Source organism: Xanthomarina sp. F2636L (assembly GCF_026410195.1).
Taxonomy (GTDB): Bacteria; Bacteroidota; Bacteroidia; order Flavobacteriales; family Flavobacteriaceae; genus Xanthomarina.
In genome coordinates, this window is the sequence record NZ_JAPMLM010000058.1 from 254,020 (window position 1) to 274,677 (window position 20,658).

A 20,658-nucleotide genomic window follows, 5' to 3' on the forward strand; every position below is an offset into this window, starting at 1 on the left:
TTCGTTTATCTTATCTACAAACTCAATAAGAAAAAATAATTTTCTAAAGTTCTTTGAGTAATTCATTTTTATTAATCTATTTTTGCAAAGAATTTTGGTTCGACTATATAGTCGATTAAAAGGGAATCAAGTGAAAAGATTGATGCTTGTTAAAAAGCGATTGTTGAATTATGTGGTGTAGTTCATAAAATCAAAAACCAATATGTGTTAATCTTCATTCTTGGACTGTTCCCGCAACTGTAAGTTTATACGTCTTAATTAAACGTATCTCATTTTAGAGAGGCTATTACTTCAATAACCACTGGTTTATAAAAGCTGGGAAGGTTCAATAGCATAAAACAAGTCAGGAGACCTGCCATGATTATCAACTTAAATTAAAAGTTTTCGGGAAAAGAACTTTAAGGATATGAAACAGGTTTTTAGCTTTTTTCTGGTTTTACATATAGGTGTTGTGGCATGGTCGCAGTCGCCTCTGGACTCTATACAACAACTTGACGAAATTGTTTTAAAATCTGATAGCTATCTACAAACGTTTTCAGATACGCAGCTCACAAGTGTTTTAAAAGATAGTGTTTTAACAAGAAGCGCTTCATCTTTAACACAACTGCTCAATAATAATGGTTCTATTTACTTTAAGGAAAATGGTTTAGGTATGGTGTCGTCTCCATCTTTTAGAGGGACAACTGCGCAGCAAACAGCCGTTATTTGGAATGGGATTAATATTAATTCACAATTTAATGGGCAAACAGATTTTAATACCATTAATATTAGAAACTTCAATAATATTACAGTTAGAAGTGGAGGTGGCTCTGTGCTCTATGGAAGTGGTGCTATTGGTGGTTCGGTACATTTAAATAATAATCTGAAATTTAATTCTGGTTTCCAAAACAAACTTTACGCTAGTTATGGAAGCTTTAATACATTAGATCTTAGCTATAATGGAAGCATGTCTACAGATAAATTTTCTGTTGAAATAGGCTTAAGTAGAACAAGTTCCTCAAACGATTATCCGTACGTAGACAGCGATAAAACTAATTTAAATGGTCAATTTTATAATGCTACATTTTCTGCAAATGTTGGTTACAAAATAAATAATAAGAATGTTGTAAAGTTGTACAGTTATTTGTTTGATTCCGACCGTCATTTTTCTTTAATTTTTCCTTCGGAAACTCCTACAAAATATCAAGATTTTAATACTAGAAACCTTTTAGAATGGCAAGGTTTTTATGGGAGGTTTATTTCCACCATGAGCCTGGCACATATAACAGAAAAATATAAATACTTCCCGAATATAGAAAAGGAGAACTTTAGTTTTGGAGAGGCAAAATCGTTTATAGGAAAGTATCAGTTAGACTATAAGATTCTTAAAAATGCTAGTTTACAAGGTGTTATGGATCTAAAAACTACCACGGGAGAAGGCTCTGATATTGCTAAAAATGAACGAACTATTTCTAGTTTCAGTTTATTGTTTAAGCAAACCTTTAATAAGTTTTTATACGAAGCCAGTCTTAGAAAAGAACTTACTAATAATTATGAAAGTCCTTTGCTGTATAGTCTGGGATTGCAATATCGTGTAACTCCCAACTATCGTATCAATATTAATGGTTCTAAAAATTTTAGAATACCTACATACAACGATTTGTATTGGTTTGGAAGTGGAAACTTGGAGTTAAACCCAGAAACATCCTACCAGATAGAACTAGGAAATGAATTAACGTTTAACAAATTGTCTTTTTCTGTGGTAGCGTATTATAACGACATTAAAAATATGATTCGTTGGCTTCCTAACGGAAGTATATGGACACCTATAAATACCGATCAGGTTTTAAGTTACGGACTTGAAGCTAAATTTCAGTTTGAACAACAATTTCAAGCTCATAAAATATCTTTAAGTAGCACCTATGCTTATACCGTGTCTGAGAATAAAGAAACCAAAAAGCAGCTAATTTATGTGCCTTACCATAAAGCTACGGCTTCCCTGAATTATCAATACAAACGTGTGTCTGCATATTACCAAATGTTATATGTGGGAGAAGTGTTTACATTATCAGACAATAATCCTAAATATATTTTGGATGCTTATTTATTATCGAATGCTGGAGCGGAATATGCCTTTGGAAAACACCTTAATTACACTGTAGGAATTCAATTTGAGAATCTTTTTAATGTCAATTACCAGGCAGTAGTAAATAGATATATGCCTGGAAATAATTATAACTTTTATATAAACCTTAATTTTTAAAAAAAATGAAAAACGTATTTAAATTTTTAACTTTAGTCTTAGTATTTGGTTTTCTAACCACGTCTTGTAGTGACGACGATGACAATTTTGTGAATCCTCCAGTTGCTTTAGGCGATTATGAGAATGGAATTTTTGTAAGTGCAGAAGGTGGTACACTTTCAGGTTCGGTGTCTTTTATTTCTAATGACTTTTCTAATGCAGAAACCAATGTATTTTTTAATGTCAATGCTGAAGAATTAGGAACTTATGTGCAATCTATGGGAATTAATGACAATAATGCCTATGTGGTTGTTGACAACAATAATATCCATGTAGTAAATAGATATAGTTTTATAAAAGAAGCAACAATTTCTGCTGGGTTGGAACTACCAAGATTTATAGCTTTTGCTGGAGGAAATGGTTATGTAACAAATTGGGGAGATCCTACAGATTCTACAGATGATTTTATTGCAGTTGTAGATCTAGCAACCAATGCGGTAATTGATACTATCCCGGTAGAAGAAGGACCGGAGCAAATACTAAGTGTTGGAAATAAGTTATATGTATCTCATAAAGGAGGATATGGCTCTAATAATATAGTTTCTGTAATTAATGTGTCAAATGCTGATGTTTCTACTATTCTAGTTAATGATGTTCCAGATGAAATGATTATTAATAATAGTGGACAATTAGTAGTTTTATGTGAAGGCAAAGCTGCTTGGACAGGTGATGAAACCCCTGCGTCTATTTCTAAAATAGATTTATCGTCCAATACAGTTGTGGAAACTCTGACTTTTGCCAATGGCGTACATCCAAGCGTTATGGGATATACAAACGGAAAAGTATATTACCAGTCTGGAAATGAGATTTTTGAGTTAAGCGACTCTGCCAGTTCATTGCCTAGTACATCAATAATTAACTTAGGTGCAATTTCCCCTTATGGAATGTCTGTGAAAGATGATAAATTATATGTTACAGATGCCAAAGACTTTGTGTCTTTAAGCGACTTAATTGTTTACGATTTAAACACGAAATCTGTAATTCATACTTTTGAAGTAGGACTGATCGCTTCAAAAATTTATTTTAATTAGTTTTTTGTTCGATATTAAAGTATCGGGTTTTTACTGAAATATAAAATTTAGTAAAACATTTTATTTGTATTAGATGCCGCTATATCCTTAATCTCCAATTAAGATTAGTGGCATTTTTTTATGGTTATCCAAGTAAATCGCAAAACCAAAACCCTGAAGCAGCATCTATAGAATTCGGTTTTGGATATTCGCGATAGGTTTTTTCTCCCACTTCAAATTCTATAGGATTTTTGAATATAGGACCATCAAAACAAAAAGTATGGAATTCGCCATTTTCGCCACACGGATCAACTTCTTCTGGAAGGGAAGCAATTAAATCTTCGTCCAACGTTCTTCCTACAAAATCTTCCGAAAAATGTTTTGAATCCGCACAAACTACAACGGCTTTAAAACCTAAATCAAGAAACTCTTGCATTAATTCGCTTGTATTTCGTTGCCAAAGTGGAAACGCCGTTTTTATCCCTTGATTTCCTAATTGTTTTTCACGATATTGTTTTAAATCTTCTAATAAAATATCGCCAAACGCCCCATAACTATAATCATCTTTTTTAAGTTGATTTGTAGCTTTGGTCATAATACGGTTGTAATCCTCCATACTAGGTTGTTCTGGAAGTTTTATTAGCGAAAGAGGAATTCCTAAAGCTGCAACCTGTTTTTTCAATAAGGAAATTCTTATTCCATGCATGGATACCCGATTAAAAGCGCTGTTTACGGTTGTTACTAGTTTATCAACACTAAAACCTTTATCTTGTAATAAGTAATAAAGTGCCAGGGCAGAATCTTTTCCAGTACTCCAATTAAAGTAGGTTTTGTAAGCTGTCATAAATTAAAATACAGTAGAAATTATTCATTTCTAATCAATATACATTCTGTTTTTGGTTAAAGTGAAATCTTTACTGTCTCCAATAACTTCTGTAGAATTTAATGGCTGCATAGACATTCGTCCACCATCCATAATTTGTTGTAGAGCTAAGGATAATAAAGTTTCGTCTGGATCCCCTAAAACGCCTAAATTTCCATAGCGTTCCTTAGCCTGAATTGTTGGGTAAAGGCCATCGTTATAATCTGTATTCCCAATGGAATTTGCAGTTTTTAAAACCAAAGGCTGCATGGCATAGGTGTGAATGGGATTGATGTTTATACCTCTAAAATCTGGCGAGTCGTAAAGAGTTATAGACGCTTGATATTTTCCTGTAGTACTTGTTCCAATTTGAACAACTTCAATATACGGATTCAAACAATTAATTACCAATTCGCTTGCCGAGGCTGTACTTTTACTAGTTAAAACATATAGTTTTCCTAAACTTAGGCTGTTTAACGAAGTTCCATCATCATTATTGACAAAATTATTTACTAAAGAACCTGGATTTAATTGCGATTGAATCTCACTATTCCATTGATTGGTGTTAAAAACTTGCCCTGTAAATTGTCCAGTAATCATGCTGGATAATAAAATAGCAGTATTGACCGAGCCTCCGGAATTATAACGTAAATCCAAAACCAAATTCTGTATGTTTTGAGATTGGAAATATCCAAAGGCATCGTTTAGTTGGTTATCAAAATCTCTTGTAAAACCGTTATACATTAAATAACCTACGTTTTGGTTGGCTACTTCTAGTACTTGTTTGATAAAAATAGGGTTTTCGGTGTAAGGTGATTTTGTTAAGTTAATGCTTTGGTTTGTGGGTTCAATGGAATCATCATCAGTTTCTGTAGTGCCATTATCGTTGTAAATAGCTAAATTTATAGTGTAATTATTCGGTCTTAATAAGTCTCTGTAATTATTCACATTCAGAGAAACGCCATTTACGGCATGGAAAATATCGCCACGCTTTAAACCTTTACTTTCTGCATCAGTATTCGGTAATACATAACGTACATATCCAAAAACGTCAGAACTGGTACTTGAAAAACGGACTAAGCCAAACTCCATGCCGTTGTTATAAGTCGTTCCGTTAAGCTGTTGTTGTAACTCAATATAATTATCTGTTATCCAACTAAATCTATCAATAGTTTGTCTTTGGTAGATGAGACTTTCAAATAAACCTTCAGGAGAAGAAAAACTGTTTAAATAACTGTCATATTCAGATTCTGTAAATCTGTCGTTTGCTAAATTTGGTACATCATCTTTATATAAATAATAGGTATTTAAGCCTTTCCAAACAAAATTGTTTAAGTCTCTGGTTGAAACAGGATTGTCGTCTAAATCTTCAAAACACCCAACTGAAATGAAGGATATTAAGAATAATAAGCTAAGTATTTTTAATTGTTTGATTTTCATATAAGAACTTTTTCTTCCGAAGAATAGGAATAAAAGTACTTACTTTATCTTAGACAAAAAATTTTTTGTAACAAAACAACAAATGTATCGTCGTAATAATAAGCAGGCATAAACCAACTGTTTAAAACCAAACAAAACTATGACACAGGCAGAATTTTTAAATATAGTCATGCCTTTTAAAGATAAAGTCTTTCGTTTAGCAAAGCGCTTATTAGTTTCTAAAGAAGAAGCTGAAGATGCAACTCAAGAGATTTTGTTGAAACTGTGGAATAATAAAACAAAGATTGAAGAATATAAAAATGTGGAAGCATTTTCTATGACGATGACCAAGAATTTTTGTTTGGATAAATTAAAGTCCAAACATGCACAAAACTTAAAAATTGTACATAGTAATTATCAAGACAAAAATACGTCTTTACAAAAACAGGTTGAATTAAACGATAGTGTAGATTGGGTAGCAAGAATTATTGAGAATTTACCCGAACAGCAAAAAATGGTTATTCAATTAAGAGATATAGAACAATATGATTTGGATGAAATTGCCAAAATGTTAGACATGAAAAATACGGCAGTAAGAGTGGCTTTGTCCAGAGCAAGAAAATCAATTAGAGAACAATTAACTAAAACACATAGCTATGGAGCTAAATAATATAGAAAACTTACTTGAAAAGTACGAAAACGGCGAAACATCTTTAAAAGAGGAGCAAGAGTTAAAAAACTATTTTTCTCAAGAAACTGTTGCAGCACATTTAGAGATGTACAAACCTATGTTTACTTACTTTACGGTAAACCAAAACGAAACCTTTACTAAAACCGTTCCATTAAAATCTAAGAAAACTATAAGTTATAAGTGGATTTCGGTAGCAGCAGTAGCAGTTCTTTTATTAGGAGTTTTTTTTAATACATCTATCCTTCAACAAGAAGATGATTTAGGAACTTTCGACGATCCAATGATGGCCTATAACGAAGTAGTTAAATCTTTAGAATTAATTTCTAACAGCATAAATAAAGGAACCGAAAAACTAAGTTATCTAGGTCAAATAGATTCCGGAATGTCTAAAGTAACCTACTTGGATGAGATGGAAAATAAAACAAAAATAATCTTTAAATAAACCCTTAAAAACAAATAAAATGAAAACTATAAATAAATTAAAAACAAGAAAAATGAAAAATAAAGCAATTCTCTTTTTAATGGCAATTATGTTATTGCCATTAACATCTATGGCGCAGGATATTTTCTCAAAATACAGCGATAATCCAGATGTAACCTATGTGTCTATTAAACCAAAAATGTTTCAAATGTTAGCGAAAATGGATATCAATTCCGACGATCCGGAAGCACAAGAATATATTAATATGGTAAATAGTATTACCAGCTTTAAAGTTATTACAACAGGTAACAAATCTATCTCTGGAGATGTGTCAAAATGGGTGCAATCTCGTAAAAATGCTTTGGAAGAATTAATGGAAGTAAAAGATAATGGTGTTAATATGACCTTTTATGTAAAGCAAGGAAGAGACGAAGATCACGTAAGCGAATTCCTGATGTTTGTAGATGGTTTAAGCGCTGTTACTAAAGATATGGAAGTAAATATGAATGGTGAAAAACGTGAGTTTGAAACGGTAGTTGTGTCTTTAACAGGAGATATCGATTTAAACCAAATCTCTAAACTTACCAAGAAAATGAATATTCAGGGTAGTGAGCATTTAGATAAGAAAAACAAAAAGTAAAACTTATGAATTCTTCAATTAAAACAACACTATTCAGCTTACTAGCACTCATCATGCTAGTAAGTTGTAATAATGGTGAGTCTCTACAGACATACTTTGTAGATCATCAAGAAACTCCGGATTTTATTTCAGCCGATATTCCTACAACTATTGTAGAATTAGATGAAACTTCTTTAACTGAAGAGCAGAAGGAAGCTTATAAGTCTGTAAAAAGACTCAACTTTTTAGGATTTAAAATTACGGATAGCAATCAAGATGTTTACATTCAAGAGCTTGCTAAAGTAAAATCCATTTTAAGTAATAAAAAATATATTGAACTTATTGAGTTTAATGATAAAGCTGCTAAAATAGTTGTTAAATATATTGGAGACGATGATGCTGCAGATGAGTTTATTGTATTCTCCAGCTCCAAAGATATGGGCTTTGGTGTTGTTAGAGTTTTAGGAAATAATATGCGTCCTGAAAAAATGGCAACACTAATTAGTGCCGTTCAAAATTCAGATTTTGATACTTCACAATTTCAAGATATTGCAAATTTCTTTAATTAGAATGGATACTTACAGAATAAAAAAAAGCTTCTTAATTTAGAAGCTTTTTTTTTAGTTGTTGTCTTGAGTGAAAGACGATTTATTTTCATCAGTTTTTTCTATCATGTCACTCTCCTTTTCATAGAGTTGTTTATTCAAAAATAAATTAATTACTACCAATACAAACAAAACTAAAAGTACTAGGATAATAACATAATTATCTAAAATACCTATTATGCCAGAAATAGAAAATCCAAGGATTACCACAGCACATATAATTAACGATTGTCTGTCTGTAAATATCATGCTAAATTCCCGTATAATTTCTAGGTGAGATAGTTTTTAACTCGTTTTTAATTTTATCTGAAACTTCTAAGGTATCAATAAAACTAGAAATAGATTGTTTGTTTATTTTTTCGTTGGTTCTTGTCAATCCTTTTAAGGCTTCGTAAGGATTTGGATACCCTTCACGACGTAAAATAGTTTGAATAGCTTCAGCCACAACAGCCCAATTGTTTTCTAAATCTTCTGCAAATTTGCTTTCGTTTAAAAGCAGTTTCCCCAATCCTTTTAAAGTGGATTTAAACCCAATTAAAGTATGTCCAAAAGGAACACCAACATTACGTAGAACTGTACTGTCTGTTAAATCTCTTTGTAACCTTGAAATAGGAAGTTTAGCAGATAAATGCTCGAAAACAGCATTGGCAATCCCTAAATTTCCTTCGCTATTTTCAAAATCGATAGGATTTACCTTATGTGGCATAGCAGAACTACCAACTTCTCCTGCTTTAATTTTTTGCTTAAAATAATCCATAGACACATAAGTCCAAATGTCTCTATTTAAATCTATTAAAATAGTATTAATGCGTTTTAGGCAGTCAAACAAAGCAGCCATATGGTCGTAATGTTCAATTTGCGTTGTAGGAAATGAATGTTGTAACCCTAACTTCCCTTGCACAAAATTTTTGCCAAAAGCTCTCCAATCAATGTTTGGGTAAGCCACTTTATGCGCATTAAAGTTACCTGTGGCTCCACCAAATTTCGAAGCACTTGGAATATCATTTAATAAATTAAATTGCTCCTCAAGTCTAACAACAAACACTTCAATTTCTTTTCCTAAGCGTGTAGGAGAAGCTGGTTGTCCGTGAGTTCTAGCCAACATTGGAATGTTTGCCCAATCTATTGAAAGATCTTTTAATTTTTTATGAAGAATAATATATTCAGGTACATACACATTATTCATAGCTTCCTTAATACTTAAAGGAATGGCTGTGTTGTTGATGTCTTGTGATGTTAATCCGAAATGAATAAACTCTTTATATTCTGAAATGCCTAAAGCATCAAACTTGTCTTTTATAAAATATTCAACAGCCTTTACATCGTGATTTGTTACTTTTTCAATCTCTTTAATGGCAGACGCATCAATAGTTGTAAAATTCTTGTAAATAGCACGTAAATCATTAAATAAATTGGTGTTAAAAGCTTCAAGTTGAGGTAGAGGCTCTTCGCAAAGTGCAATAAAATACTCAATTTCTACTTGTACACGATATTTAATTAAGGCTTCTTCAGAAAAATATGGCGCTAATTCGTTTACTTTATTTCTGTAACGACCATCGATAGGAGAAATAGCATTTAAAGATGTTAAAGACATGTGTTGTGTTGGTTTTTGTGCATTTTAAATTAATTTTCAATGCAAATTTTAAAGATGCAAAGATAATGAAATCATTTTCTATAGTCGATTTAAGATTTGTGAATTTTATGGCTAATGCACTACTTCTTAATCTTTTTTAAAATCTGCCTTGCCCGTGCTTTAAAACCCGAACTCTGTATCTGGTAATCCCGTTCTATAATTATTATTAATTCTGGATGAATCCAATCAAATTCATTTCCAAAGAGGAAAAGTGTGTTCATAGAATATGCTTTGGGTGCTATTTTCTCATCGTTAATCATATAATCAAAACAAGTTTCTACAATTAGCTCTTTGTGTTTATTGGTTAAAATTAATTGTACCTTATTCGCTGTTTTAGAAAAATATGCTTTTGCTAAATACTCACATATTTTTGCAATTGGTCTTACTGCTGGATCTAAATGCACCTTATTAATATTTTCAGTAAATACATCCAAGTAAGGAAGTAGTAATTCTAAGTTGTCGGCGCATACAAACTCTAAGACCCAAGCTGCTCTGCAAGATGTTTTGTCATCTACATCAAATAGAATATCCAGTAAATCAGGAAGTAGTTCTGGTGTGTCTAAAATTAAATTAGCATACTTCAAACGCTTGTCTCGCGTATGATTCACGAAATTTAATTCATTATAAAGTTGGTCTTTAGTCACAAGAAATACTTATTTTTATTTTCTGAAACTATTCAAAAATGAAAACTACAAAAAAAATATTACTAGTAGTGCTAATTGTATTTGTTGTTGCTCAATTTTTTGGTCCTGAAAAGAATGAAGGCGATTTTGTTTCTTTAGAACCTTTTTTATCTGAAACTAATCCGCCAGAAAATATTAAAGCTATTTTAAAAGAAACTTGTTACGATTGCCATTCCAATGTTACAAAGTACCCGTGGTACAGTAGTGTTACGCCAGTAAACTACTGGATGGCAGATCATGTAAAACATGGAAAAAAGCATTTTAATATGTCTAATTGGGAAGGTTTATCGGTTAAAAAGAAGGATCATAAATTTGATGAACTTATAGAGATGATTGAAGAAAAAGAAATGCCTTTACCTTCTTATACATGGACACATCAAGAAGCCAAGCTTTCAGAGTCTCAAATTCAAGATATGGTGGAATGGGCCAAACAAGTGCGGTTTAAGTATAGTTTGATACCAAAGCCAGAATAAAATATTCAAATTTTTCATGTATAAAAACTTACTTATAGTTGGTTACGTTTGGCCAGAGCCTGAAAGTTCAGCTGCTGGAAGTAGAATGTTACAAATAATTGAGTTATTTCAATCTAAAAACTACAACATTACTTTTGCAAGTCCTTGTGCTAAAAACGACAATGCTTTTAATCTAGAAAGTATTCAAGTGACACAAATTCCTATTGAACTGAATAACTCCAGTTTTGATGTTTTTGTTAAGAAATTAAACCCAAATGTGGTTTTATTTGATAGATTTATGATGGAAGAGCAATTTGGTTGGCGCGTGGCTGAACAATGCCCGAATGCGTTAAGAATACTTGATACAGAAGATTTACACGGTTTACGAAAAGGCAGGCAATTGGCATTAAAGGCAAATAAGCCTTTTGGTTTAGAATATTTATTTAATGATACTTCAAAACGAGAAATAGCGAGTATATATAGATGCGATTTAACTTTAATTATTTCTGAAGTTGAAATGGACCTTCTAGAATTAAAGTTTAAAGTGCCCAAAACTATTTTGTGTTATTTGCCTTTTTTATTAGAGAAAATAGCAACTTCTGATATTGAAAAACTCCCGAGATTTGAATCTAGAAAACACTTTATAAGTATTGGAAATTTTCTTCACGAACCTAACTATAATGCCGTTTTATATTTGAAAGAAACTATTTGGCCTTTAATTAGAAAGCAATTACCAAAAGCAGAATTACATGTTTATGGCGCTTATGTTTCTCAAAAAGTAACCCAGTTACACAACGAGAAAACAGGTTTTTTAGTAAAGGGTTTTGCAAAAGATGTTTCAAGCGTTATGCAGATCTCAAAAATATGTTTGGCACCTATTCGGTTTGGAGCTGGATTAAAAGGAAAGTTGGTAGATGCCATGACATATGGAACGCCATGTGTTACTACACGTATTGGAGCAGAAGGCATGTTTGGAGAATTAGATCCTAATGGATTTATTGAAGATGATCCACAAGAGTTTGCAGATAAATGTGTGGCTTTATATATAAATGAAAAACTTTGGATAGAAAAACAGAAAAATGGTTTTAAAATTATCAACCAGCGCTTTCAAAAGGAGCAATTTAACTCTGTGTTTATTGATAGAATTGAAGAAATTATAAAGCATTTGGAGAATCATCGCCTAAGTAATTTTACAGGACAAATGCTTCAACATCAGAGTATGCAAAGTACCAAATATATGAGTAAATGGATTGAGGGAAAGAATAAGTAAACTAGTCTTTTCTCCACTTAATATTACAGCCAATACTCGGTTTTTGTGTATTTGTGTTTTCCTTGTTTTCAAGAATGCAATTTAAAGCATGACGTATGTCTTTTCCATTAACAGGTAGGTTGTTTTCTGGTCTTGAATCGTCTAACTGACCTCTATAAACTAATTTTAAATCTTGATTAAAAACATAGAAATCTGGAGTACATGCAGCTTTGTATGCTTTAGCTACTTCTTGAGACTTATCGTATAAATATGGAAATATAAATCCTTGTTCTATGGCATTTTTCTTCATCATTTCTGGTGAGTCTTGAGGATAATTCTCAACGTCGTTACTAGAAATAGCTATAAAATTAACCCCTTTACTTTTGTAGTCTTTTGCCATCTGACTAATTTCACTATTAATATGTTTTACAAAAGGACAATGATTGCATATAAACATGATAACCGTTGCTTTTAATCCTTTTATAGATTCTAAAGAATAGTTATTACCTGAAACTGTATCAGTTAATGTGAAGGAAGGTGCTTTAGTTTCTAAAGGAAGCATATTTGAAGGAGTACTAGCCATATTTTTAATTTTTCACTAAAATATAAAATACAATTTTATAATCAGTATTCCAAATCAATAAGAATTACATGGATATACTTATATTGCAGAACTATTTACTAAAAACAACTATTTGTTTTTCTTAAAAATCCAGCTAACTAACTTTTAAAGATGAGTGATACCATTCAATTTGAAGATTTTGTAAAAGTAGATTTACGTATAGGAACCATTTTGGAAGTAGCCGATTTTCCTGAAGCACGAAAACCTGCATATCAACTAACCATAGATTTTGGAGACTTAGGAATAAAGAAAACTTCTGCTCAAATAACAACACTTTATAAAAAAGAAGATTTATTAGACAAACAAATTGTTGCAGTTGTTAACTTTCCAAGAAAGCAAATAGCCTCTTTTATGAGCGATTGTTTAATATTAGGAGCTGTAAATGCTGAAAATGTGATTCTATTAAACCCTGAAACTAAAGTTAAAAACGGAACAACAGTCTCTTAATTTATGTTAGAACTAGACCAAGTAAAGATTAATTTTGACAATCAGAGTCTTTGGATATTAAACATAGCACTTGCTATAATAATGTTTGGCGTAGCTCTTGGTATAAAACTAGAAGACTTTAAACGTTTATTTAAACAACCTAAATTGGTTTTGATTGGGGTTTTGTTGCAGTTTGTTTTGTTACCGTTTCTTACATTTTTACTTATTTTAATTATTAAACCACAACCTAGTATCGCTCTTGGTATGATGATGGTTGCAGCTTGTCCAGGAGGAAATATTTCTAATTTTATGACACATTTGGCACATGGAAATACAGCACTATCTGTTAGTTTAACAGCTTTTGCTACTTTTATAGCCGTGTTTATGACTCCTTTCAATTTTCAGTTTTATGGATATTTGTATGAACCAACATCTTTATTATTAAAAGAAGTTCAGTTAAATCCGTTGGAACTCTTAGAGCTTGTTGTAATTATTTTAGGTATTCCTTTGATATTAGGTATGCTGCTCCGTGCAAAAAATGAAAAGCTTGCTATTTTAATATCTAAACGCTTAAAACCTCTTTCCATTATTGTGTTTGTTATTATTGTTGTGATGGCTTTTACTAAAAACATAGATGTATTCAATAATTATGCACATCATGTTATTGGTATTGGCATCCTTCATAACCTTCTAGCAATTTTACTAGGATTTACAGTTGCTAAGGCTTTTAATTTATCGCTTGAAAATCAAAAAACTTTAGCTATCGAAACAGGCATACAGAACTCTGGTTTGGGATTGTTATTAATTTTTACTTTTTTCGATGGGCTTGGAGGAATGGCAATTATGGCTGCTTTTTGGGGTATCTGGCATATAATTTCAGGCCTAGTAATTTCTTATTATTGGTCTTATAAAGAAAATAAAATACTAGAAGTCTCTTGAGAAAACTTTGGCTACATACGGTTAAAATATACATATCTATTGGGTTATTTTTTTATTACAAAAAAATTACTGTTGTTAAAGAAAGTTCCATACCAAAAAACAAACCCCTTTTGTTTCTGTCAAATCACCAGAATGCTTTAATAGATGCTTTATTGATTGCAACAACTTCTGGAAGATTCTCTTATTTTTTAACACGAGCTAGTGTCTTTAAAAAAACAATGGTTTCCAAACTATTACATAGTGTAAACATGTTACCAGTTTACAGAGTTAGGGATGGCTGGAGTACAATTAGTAAGAATAATTTTATTTTTAAAACCTGTACAGAAAAACTTAAAACAAATCAAGCAGTAGCTCTTTTTCCAGAAGGAAATCATCATATAAACAGAACGGTTAGACCTTTAAGTAAAGGGTTTACCAGGATTATTTTCGAGGCCTTAAGTACCTATCCGGATTTAGATTTGCAATTGGTGCCAATTGGTATAAACTATAAAGAAGGCACCACTTATGGAGATAGTGTTTCTTTATATTATGGAACTCCTATTCCAGCCAAATCAATGGTTTCTAATTTCTCTAATGAAGAAGTGATTACTTTAAGACAAACTGTTCAAAGCCAAATAAAAGGTTTAACAACACATATTGAAAGTGATGTTTATGCTGAAACCATAGAGAAACTAAATGTTTTGAATGTGGATTATTTAAACCCGAAAGCTGTTAATAATTGCATTGAAACAAACTTTCAACAATGTGAAACAAAACCAAAGCAAACTAAAAACGGGATTAAACAACTTTTTACTAGCTTGTTAATTTTAAATCTGTTTATACCAGTTGTAATTTGGAGGTATTATATAAAACCTAAAATCGCCGAAGTAGAGTTCCTTGCTACTTTCAGGTTTGCAATAGCCATAACTATAGTGCCAATTTGGTTATTGCTTATTTGTATTGTAATTGCTTTAAATTTTGGTTTAATTTATGGTGTAGCTTATGTTATAGCAGTTTTGCTGATCGCCTTAATTAGTGTTAAACTATAATTTTTTTTCATAAAAAAAGCCACTACAGAGTAATGGCTTTAAACGATGTGATATGTTTCTTAGATATCGTCGAAATCTATATCAGTAAACTTTTCAGTAGAGTTGTTTTCAACAGTTGTATCAACTTTATCATTTTGTGTTTCGTATTCTTTTTTGAAGTCTTTTTGATGACGTTCGCTTATTACTTCATCTCCTTTTTCGTTAATGATGTAATCAGTCATTTCATTTAGAATACTATTAAACTCTGTAAAATCTTCTTTGTATAAATAGATTTTATGTTTTTTATAATGAAACGATCCATCATCATTTGTAAATTTCTTGCTTTCAGTAACAGTTAAGTAATAATCTCCAGCTTTTGTGGATCTAACATCAAAGAAATATGTTCTTCTACCAGCTCTTAATACTTTAGAAAAAATCTCTTCTTTCTCCATCATGTCATTATTATTCATAATCGTATTGTTGTTTATAATAGTTTTCCAAAAATCTAAAAAAAACAGTTACCAACCAACATTTTGCGTTAATTCTTTTTATTCAAATTATAATTATATCTGCATGGTGTAACTACCATAGGTATAACTATCTGTAATTTAAACGCTGAATAAGAACTTAATTGGTTGTCTCACTTAATTGTTTTAAATAAAGATTTTTATAATAACCATCTATATCTACTAGTGTTTCATGATTTCCAGTTTGTATAATTTCTCCATCATCTAATACAATAATCTGATCGGCATTTTTTACAGAAGAAACTCTATGACTTACAATAATGGTTGTTTTTCCTTTTGCTAAATTTTGAAGATGTTTCAGGATTTTCTCTTCAGTTTCTGTATCGACAGCAGATAGTGAGTCGTCCAGCAATAAGATTTTTGGGTCTTTAATAATAGCTCTAGCTATAGATATTCGTTGTTTTTGTCCACCAGAAAGAGTAATTCCTCTCTCTCCTAAAATAGTGTTATAACCTTTATTAAAAGTGGTGATGTTATTGTGAACTTGCGCGTATTTTGCAGCTTGAATAACCTCTTGATCTGTCGCATTTTCTTTACCAAATTTAATATTGTTTTTTATGGTATCCGAAAACAAAAAGGCATCTTGAGGTACATAGCCAATACTATCTCTTAAACTCATTAAATTTAGTTTGTCAATAGGTTTGTTGTCTATTAGCAACTCGCCTTTTTCAACATCATATAATCGTCCAATTAAATCTAAAATGGTAGATTTTCCAGAACCGGTTTTTCCTATGATAGCTAAGGTTTTACCGTGTTTTAATTGAAAAGACACGCCTTTTAATGCTTTAATATTCGTGTCGTTATATGTAAAATGAACATTCTTAAATTCGATATCTCCAATTATGTTAGACGGTTCTGGAGCCGTATTCGTTATTTCTGGTGTTATTTTTAAGAATTCGTTAATACGTTTTTGAGATGCTTCGGCTTGCTGAACAATAGAAGTCACCCAACCTACAGTGGCTACCGGCCAAGTAAGCATATTAACATAAATAATAAATTTTGTTATTACTCCTAAACTAATTTCGCCATGAATGTATTGTAAGCCACCAACATATATTACGATGATGTTGCTGATACCAATAAGTAAAATCATCATTGGAAAGAAAAATGCCCTTATTTGTACAAGGCTTAATTGTTTTTGTTTGCTAGTTTCAGATAGTTCATTAAAATCTTTTGAGGTTTCATTTTCTAATCCGTAGGCTTTAATAATAGAAATGCCACTAAACGATTCCTGTGTGGAAGAAGATAAATGGGATAAATACTGTTGTACAACCGTACTTCTTTTATGTATTTCTTTGCTTAACTTATAAATAATAAAAGATAAAATGGGTAATGGAATAATGGTATAGAGCGTTAATAATGGTGCTTGTTTGTACATAAAACCAATGGAGATAGCAAACAGTGTAATGGTGTTAATACTATACATAATAGCAGGACCTACATACATGCGTACACGACTAACATCTTCACTAATTCTATTCATTAAGTCGCCAGTTCGGTTATTTTTATAAAACTTTAATGGTAAGATCTGATAATGTTTGTAGACTTCGTTTTTTAAATCGTATTCAATGTATCGAGACACATTAATAATAGTTTGTCTCATAAAGAAAGTTAGTAATCCTGTAATTAACGCAGCTCCAATAATGTAAAAAATATTGATTAATAGCTCCTTTTTCACGACTACTATGTCGGTAATTTCCCCTTGTAAATATTCGTTAACAACATCTATAGAAGACCCAATAAGTTCAGGTGTAATTAAGAGGAATATTTTTGAGATTATAGTAATTAAAATACCAATTATTAATTGCCATTTATATTTAAAAAAATACTTATTGAGGTGTTGTAATTCTTTCATTTAACTAGTTGAAACGCATAAAGTTTTTAACAATTTCGCATTTTTCCATTAATAATTTGTGTTTACCTTAATAATGGATTAATTTTGCAAGTTGTTTTTAATAATTATTAAAAACAAAATCTATAACATTAAATCTAAAAATAAAATGGTTACAGACGTTATTAACGCAAACGAACTTCACAAAGTCGACCCAGTTTTCGGTCAACTTTCATTCGATAATCATGAGCAAGTTGTGTTTTGCAACGACAAAGATACAGGATTAAAAGCAATAATAGGAATTCATAATACAGTATTAGGTCCAGCACTTGGAGGAACTAGAATGTGGAATTACACAAATGAATGGGAGGCCTTAAATGATGTACTTCGTCTATCAAGAGGTATGACTTTTAAGTCTGCCATAACTGGTTTAAATCTAGGTGGAGGTAAAGCTGTTATTATTGGAGATGCTAAAACTCAGAAAACTCCAGAATTAATGAGGAAATTTGGAGAATTTGTTCATTCTTTAAGTGGAAGATATATTACTGCTGAAGATGTTGGAATGACCACTGCAGACATGGACACTGTACGAGAAATAACTCCTTATGTAACCGGTATTTCAGAATCTTTAGGAGGGTCAGGCAACCCATCGCCAATTACAGGATACGGTGTTTTTATGGGAATGAAAGCTGCAGCTAAATTTAAATTTGGTTCAGATGTATTAGAAGATAAAAATATCTTTGTTCAAGGTATAGGTAATGTTGGAGAAGCACTTGTAGAACATTTAGTAGATGAAGGAGCTAAAGTTACTATTTCAGATATAAACCAAGAGCGTTTAGAAGAGATAAGAAAAAAGTACGGTGTCACAATTTATGGGGGTAGCGATTTATATTCAGAAGAAATGGATGTTTATGCACCTTGTGCGCTTGGAGCAACTATAAACGACGATACCATTTATAAAATAAAAGCTAAGGTTATTGCTGGAGCAGCAAATAATCAATTAGCTGTTGAAGAGAAACATGGAAAAATTCTTCAAGAAAGAGGTATTGTGTATGCACCAGACTTCTTAATTAATGCTGGAGGTATTATTAATGTATATGCAGAGTTAGAAGGTTACGATAGAAAAGAAATTATGCGTAAAACTGAAAATATTTACAATACGACCTTGGAAATATTAACAAATGCTAAAACGCATAATATTACAACCAATCATGCAGCATTAAATATTGCTCAAAATAGAATTGAGACAAGAAAAAAAGAGAATAAGAGATAATTCTTTAAAATAATATTATTTTTGCGAGGCGATAGTTACATAACTTTCGCCTTTTTTAATTGAAAGAAAACTGTTATTTCTAATTAAAGGAATTTCATTAAATATTAAATATTAAAGTTCTTTGTATATATGCTAAATAGAAGACATATTAGAATTAAGGTCATGCAAACTATTTATTCCTTCAAAGGAGGAGAAAGCGATAGTTTCGATAAAGAGCAAAAGTTTTTGCTACACAGTTTAGATAATATTTACAACCTGTATTTATTATTGATTTCTTTACTTATTGAAGTTCAAAAAAAATCTGAAGATCATTTAGATAAATCCAGCAAAAAGCATCTTGCCACAAAAGAGGAAAAAGATCCCAATAAAAAGCTAGTAAATAACGAAGTGCTTTTAATGTTAAAAAATAATGTACTTCTTCAAGACGAACTAGAACAAAGAGGAACTGTTAATTGGGATTTAGATTCTGAATATGTAGATATTATTTTTCGTGAAATTTTAGCAAGCGATTTGTATGCTCAATACATGCAAACAAAAACCACCAGTTTTAAAGAAGACAAAGAATTTGTTGTTGATGTCTTTACAGAAATAATAGCTCCTAACAATAAACTTTACGATTATATAGAAGATAAAAATTTAACTTGGCTAGACGATTTACCTGTTGTAAATACAGCCATCTTAAAGCTTTTACGTAAAGTAAAACAAGACTCTTTATCTACCTATTTCTTACCAAAACTATATAAAGATATTGAGGATAAATCATATGCTATAGAACTGTTTAAGAAAACACTTTTAAACCAATCTAAGTTTTCCGATATTATAAATGATAAAACCCAAAATTGGGACTCTGAAAGAATTGCAAGCTTAGATAATGTTTTGTTAAAATTGGCTATTTGCGAAATACAAAAATTTCCATCAATACCAGTTAAAGTAACCATAAATGAGTATCTAGAAATAGCTAAGGAGTACTCCACACCTAAGAGCAGCATTTTTATTAATGGTATTTTAGACAAGCTTATTAAAGAATACCAAGAAAACGATACTTTAAATAAAACCGGAAGAGGTTTGATGTAGTTAGAAATTATTATTACTTTTACGAATTAAATTAAAAAAAATTTTAAAAATGAAAAAAGCACTTTTAGGGCTATCAGCTCTATGTTTAATAGCATTTTCATCTTGTAAAGAAGATGCTTCAAAAAAAATTAATGAAGAGAATGTTGCTGTAGCAGCAGAAAGAGATGCTAATTCTTCAAAATTTCCTGTAATTACATTTGATAAAACAGAACACGATTTTGGCGAAATGGAAGCTAAAGCAAATGTGGAAACAGTTTTTAATTACACAAACACAGGAGAATCTCCTTTAGTAATTACAGATATTAAAAGTTCTTGTGGATGTACTGTCCCTCAAGATTGGAGTAAAGAGCCTTTACAACCTGGAGACTCTGGGCATTTTACTGTAAAATTTAATGGAACAGGAGCTAACAAAGTATCTAAAACAGTTACCATTACAGCTAATACGGAATCTGGAAAAGAAACAGTTAAAATCTCTGCTTTTGTTAAGCCAGATCCTAATGCACCAGTAAAACCTGCTCAAGCTCAAGCGCCAATAGGAGGAGCAATGGGAGCTCCAGCAGCAGTAAAATCTAGTACGCAACCAGGTCATGAAGGTCATAACCACGATTAGGTAAATGGGAGATATTAGCACTTTTTTGCCGTTTATTTTAATGTTTGTTGTTGTGTATTTCTTTATGATTGCACCACAAATGAAACGTCAAAAACAAGAAAAAAAATTCGCTGCCGAATTAAAACGTGGAGATAAAGTAATTACAAAAAGTGGAATGCATGGTAAAGTTGTAGAGCTAAACGACTCGGACGCTAGCTGTGTTATTGAAACATTAGCTGGAAAAATAAAATTCGATAGATCAGCCATTTCCATGGAAATGAGTAAAAAACTCAACTCTTCTGTAGAAACTAAAAAGTAATTTGAATTTAATTATTTTAAAAAAAAGTCACTTATATAGTGGCTTTTTTTGTTTTATTTAAAATATTAATTCCGATATTGTTTAGTTATATAAATAATTTTACAGAATCACATCTTTTATATTCTA

General features: G+C 31.2%; 23 protein-coding genes and 1 riboswitch. Of the genes, 15 read left to right on the plus strand and 8 right to left on the minus strand.

Features of this window, described 5'->3' with window-relative positions:
* Nucleotides 1-78: 78 nt before the first annotated feature.
* A riboswitch (cobalamin riboswitch) is annotated at nucleotides 79-374 on the plus strand.
* A 32-nt stretch (nucleotides 375-406) separates the two neighbouring features.
* Together OS191_RS04980 and OS191_RS04985 are read left to right on the plus strand one after the other, a co-directional pair.
* On the plus strand, nucleotides 407-2,242 hold the full coding sequence (locus OS191_RS04980; protein ID WP_267154614.1) for a TonB-dependent receptor plug domain-containing protein: 1,836 nt from the start codon (nucleotides 407-409) through the stop codon (nucleotides 2,240-2,242).
* Nucleotides 2,243-2,247: 5 nt separating this feature from the next.
* The gene (locus tag OS191_RS04985; protein ID WP_267154615.1) at nucleotides 2,248-3,312 is read left to right on the plus strand and encodes a YncE family protein; all 1,065 of its coding nucleotides are present in this window, start codon (nucleotides 2,248-2,250) and stop codon (nucleotides 3,310-3,312) included.
* Between the two features lie 124 nt (nucleotides 3,313-3,436).
* On the opposite strand, the gene OS191_RS04990 is transcribed toward OS191_RS04985, so the two are convergent.
* Both OS191_RS04990 and OS191_RS04995 read right to left on the minus strand, forming a co-directional pair.
* A complete protein-coding gene (locus tag OS191_RS04990; RefSeq protein WP_267154616.1) occupies nucleotides 3,437-4,135 on the minus strand; it encodes a Dph6-related ATP pyrophosphatase in 699 nt (232 codons plus the stop codon).
* A gap of 30 nt (nucleotides 4,136-4,165) precedes the next feature.
* Nucleotides 4,166-5,593 carry a GFO_1087 family putative carboxy terminal peptidase gene (locus OS191_RS04995; RefSeq protein ID WP_267154617.1) on the minus strand — a complete coding sequence of 476 codons (1,428 nt, stop codon included), beginning with the start codon at nucleotides 5,591-5,593 and terminating at the stop codon, nucleotides 4,166-4,168.
* A gap of 139 nt (nucleotides 5,594-5,732) precedes the next feature.
* On the opposite strand from OS191_RS04995, the gene OS191_RS05000 reads away from it, so the two are divergent.
* From OS191_RS05000 to OS191_RS05015, 4 genes are read left to right on the plus strand one after another with little or no spacing between them, the layout of a single operon-like run.
* A complete protein-coding gene (locus OS191_RS05000) occupies nucleotides 5,733-6,242 on the plus strand; it encodes a GFO_1088 family ECF-type sigma factor (protein WP_267154618.1) in 510 nt (169 codons plus the stop codon).
* The gene (locus OS191_RS05005) at nucleotides 6,229-6,705 is read left to right on the plus strand and encodes a PG0215 family putative anti-sigma factor (protein WP_267154619.1); all 477 of its coding nucleotides are present in this window, start codon (nucleotides 6,229-6,231) and stop codon (nucleotides 6,703-6,705) included. Before OS191_RS05000 ends, OS191_RS05005 begins: the two co-directional genes overlap by 14 nt.
* Nucleotides 6,706-6,757: 52 nt before the next feature.
* The gene (locus tag OS191_RS05010; RefSeq protein ID WP_267154620.1) at nucleotides 6,758-7,324 is read left to right on the plus strand and encodes a GFO_1090 family protein; all 567 of its coding nucleotides are present in this window, start codon (nucleotides 6,758-6,760) and stop codon (nucleotides 7,322-7,324) included.
* Between the two features lie 5 nt (nucleotides 7,325-7,329).
* The gene (locus OS191_RS05015) at nucleotides 7,330-7,872 is read left to right on the plus strand and encodes a GFO_1091 family lipoprotein (protein ID WP_267154621.1); all 543 of its coding nucleotides are present in this window, start codon (nucleotides 7,330-7,332) and stop codon (nucleotides 7,870-7,872) included.
* Between the two features lie 51 nt (nucleotides 7,873-7,923).
* Here OS191_RS05015 and OS191_RS05020 read toward each other — a convergent pair whose 3' ends face one another.
* The 3 genes from OS191_RS05020 to OS191_RS05030 all read right to left on the minus strand — a co-directional run bounded on the left by OS191_RS05020 (nucleotide 7,924) and on the right by OS191_RS05030 (nucleotide 10,149).
* A complete protein-coding gene (locus OS191_RS05020; RefSeq protein WP_267154622.1) occupies nucleotides 7,924-8,157 on the minus strand; it encodes a hypothetical protein in 234 nt (77 codons plus the stop codon).
* 1 nt (nucleotide 8,158) lies between these two features.
* The gene (gene purB / locus OS191_RS05025) at nucleotides 8,159-9,502 is read right to left on the minus strand and encodes an adenylosuccinate lyase (RefSeq protein ID WP_267154623.1); all 1,344 of its coding nucleotides are present in this window, start codon (nucleotides 9,500-9,502) and stop codon (nucleotides 8,159-8,161) included.
* A gap of 119 nt (nucleotides 9,503-9,621) precedes the next feature.
* Nucleotides 9,622-10,149 carry an adenylosuccinate lyase gene (locus tag OS191_RS05030; RefSeq protein WP_323370056.1) on the minus strand — a complete coding sequence of 176 codons (528 nt, stop codon included), beginning with the start codon at nucleotides 10,147-10,149 and terminating at the stop codon, nucleotides 9,622-9,624.
* A 74-nt stretch (nucleotides 10,150-10,223) separates the two neighbouring features.
* On the opposite strand from OS191_RS05030, the gene OS191_RS05035 reads away from it, so the two are divergent.
* Nucleotides 10,224-10,697 carry a heme-binding domain-containing protein gene (locus tag OS191_RS05035; protein ID WP_267154625.1) on the plus strand — a complete coding sequence of 158 codons (474 nt, stop codon included), beginning with the start codon at nucleotides 10,224-10,226 and terminating at the stop codon, nucleotides 10,695-10,697.
* Nucleotides 10,698-10,713: 16 nt separating this feature from the next.
* Entirely contained in the window at nucleotides 10,714-11,946 is a 1,233-nt protein-coding gene (locus OS191_RS05040) for a glycosyltransferase (RefSeq protein ID WP_267154626.1), read from the plus strand.
* Between the two features lies 1 nt (nucleotide 11,947).
* On the opposite strand, the gene OS191_RS05045 is transcribed toward OS191_RS05040, so the two are convergent.
* On the minus strand, nucleotides 11,948-12,508 hold the full coding sequence (locus OS191_RS05045; RefSeq protein WP_267154627.1) for a thioredoxin family protein: 561 nt from the start codon (nucleotides 12,506-12,508) through the stop codon (nucleotides 11,948-11,950).
* Nucleotides 12,509-12,658: 150 nt separating this feature from the next.
* Between OS191_RS05045 and OS191_RS05050 the strand changes: the two genes are divergently transcribed.
* From OS191_RS05050 to OS191_RS05060, 3 genes are read left to right on the plus strand one after another with little or no spacing between them, the layout of a single operon-like run.
* Nucleotides 12,659-12,994, plus strand: a complete 336-nt coding sequence (locus OS191_RS05050) for a tRNA-binding protein (protein WP_267154628.1) — start codon at nucleotides 12,659-12,661, stop codon at nucleotides 12,992-12,994.
* Nucleotides 12,995-12,997: 3 nt separating this feature from the next.
* Nucleotides 12,998-13,912 (plus strand): bile acid:sodium symporter family protein, encoded by a 915-nt coding sequence (locus OS191_RS05055; protein WP_267154629.1) that lies wholly within the window; start codon nucleotides 12,998-13,000, stop codon nucleotides 13,910-13,912.
* A complete protein-coding gene (locus OS191_RS05060) occupies nucleotides 13,909-14,940 on the plus strand; it encodes a lysophospholipid acyltransferase family protein (protein WP_267154630.1) in 1,032 nt (343 codons plus the stop codon). The genes OS191_RS05055 and OS191_RS05060 overlap by 4 nt, the downstream gene beginning before the upstream one ends.
* Nucleotides 14,941-14,999: 59 nt before the next feature.
* Here OS191_RS05060 and OS191_RS05065 read toward each other — a convergent pair whose 3' ends face one another.
* The gene (locus OS191_RS05065) at nucleotides 15,000-15,389 is read right to left on the minus strand and encodes a PUR family DNA/RNA-binding protein (RefSeq protein ID WP_267154631.1); all 390 of its coding nucleotides are present in this window, start codon (nucleotides 15,387-15,389) and stop codon (nucleotides 15,000-15,002) included.
* A gap of 157 nt (nucleotides 15,390-15,546) precedes the next feature.
* Entirely contained in the window at nucleotides 15,547-17,301 is a 1,755-nt protein-coding gene (locus OS191_RS05070; protein WP_267154632.1) for an ABC transporter ATP-binding protein, read from the minus strand.
* 145 nt (nucleotides 17,302-17,446) lie between these two features.
* Here OS191_RS05070 and OS191_RS05075 point away from each other — a divergent pair, with 145 nt between their 5' ends.
* The 4 genes from OS191_RS05075 (at nucleotide 17,447) to yajC (ending at nucleotide 20,532) form a co-directional block, all read left to right on the plus strand.
* The gene (locus tag OS191_RS05075) at nucleotides 17,447-18,550 is read left to right on the plus strand and encodes a Glu/Leu/Phe/Val family dehydrogenase (RefSeq protein ID WP_267154633.1); all 1,104 of its coding nucleotides are present in this window, start codon (nucleotides 17,447-17,449) and stop codon (nucleotides 18,548-18,550) included.
* 129 nt (nucleotides 18,551-18,679) lie between these two features.
* Nucleotides 18,680-19,624, plus strand: coding sequence for a transcription antitermination factor NusB (gene nusB, locus OS191_RS05080; RefSeq protein ID WP_267154634.1), 945 nt, complete (start codon nucleotides 18,680-18,682; stop codon nucleotides 19,622-19,624).
* Between the two features lie 49 nt (nucleotides 19,625-19,673).
* Nucleotides 19,674-20,234: a DUF1573 domain-containing protein gene (locus tag OS191_RS05085; protein WP_267154635.1), complete on the plus strand. Its 561-nt coding sequence runs from the start codon at nucleotides 19,674-19,676 to the stop codon at nucleotides 20,232-20,234.
* A gap of 4 nt (nucleotides 20,235-20,238) precedes the next feature.
* Nucleotides 20,239-20,532, plus strand: coding sequence for a preprotein translocase subunit YajC (gene yajC / locus OS191_RS05090; protein ID WP_267154636.1), 294 nt, complete (start codon nucleotides 20,239-20,241; stop codon nucleotides 20,530-20,532).
* The last annotated feature ends 126 nt before the right edge of the window (nucleotides 20,533-20,658 follow it).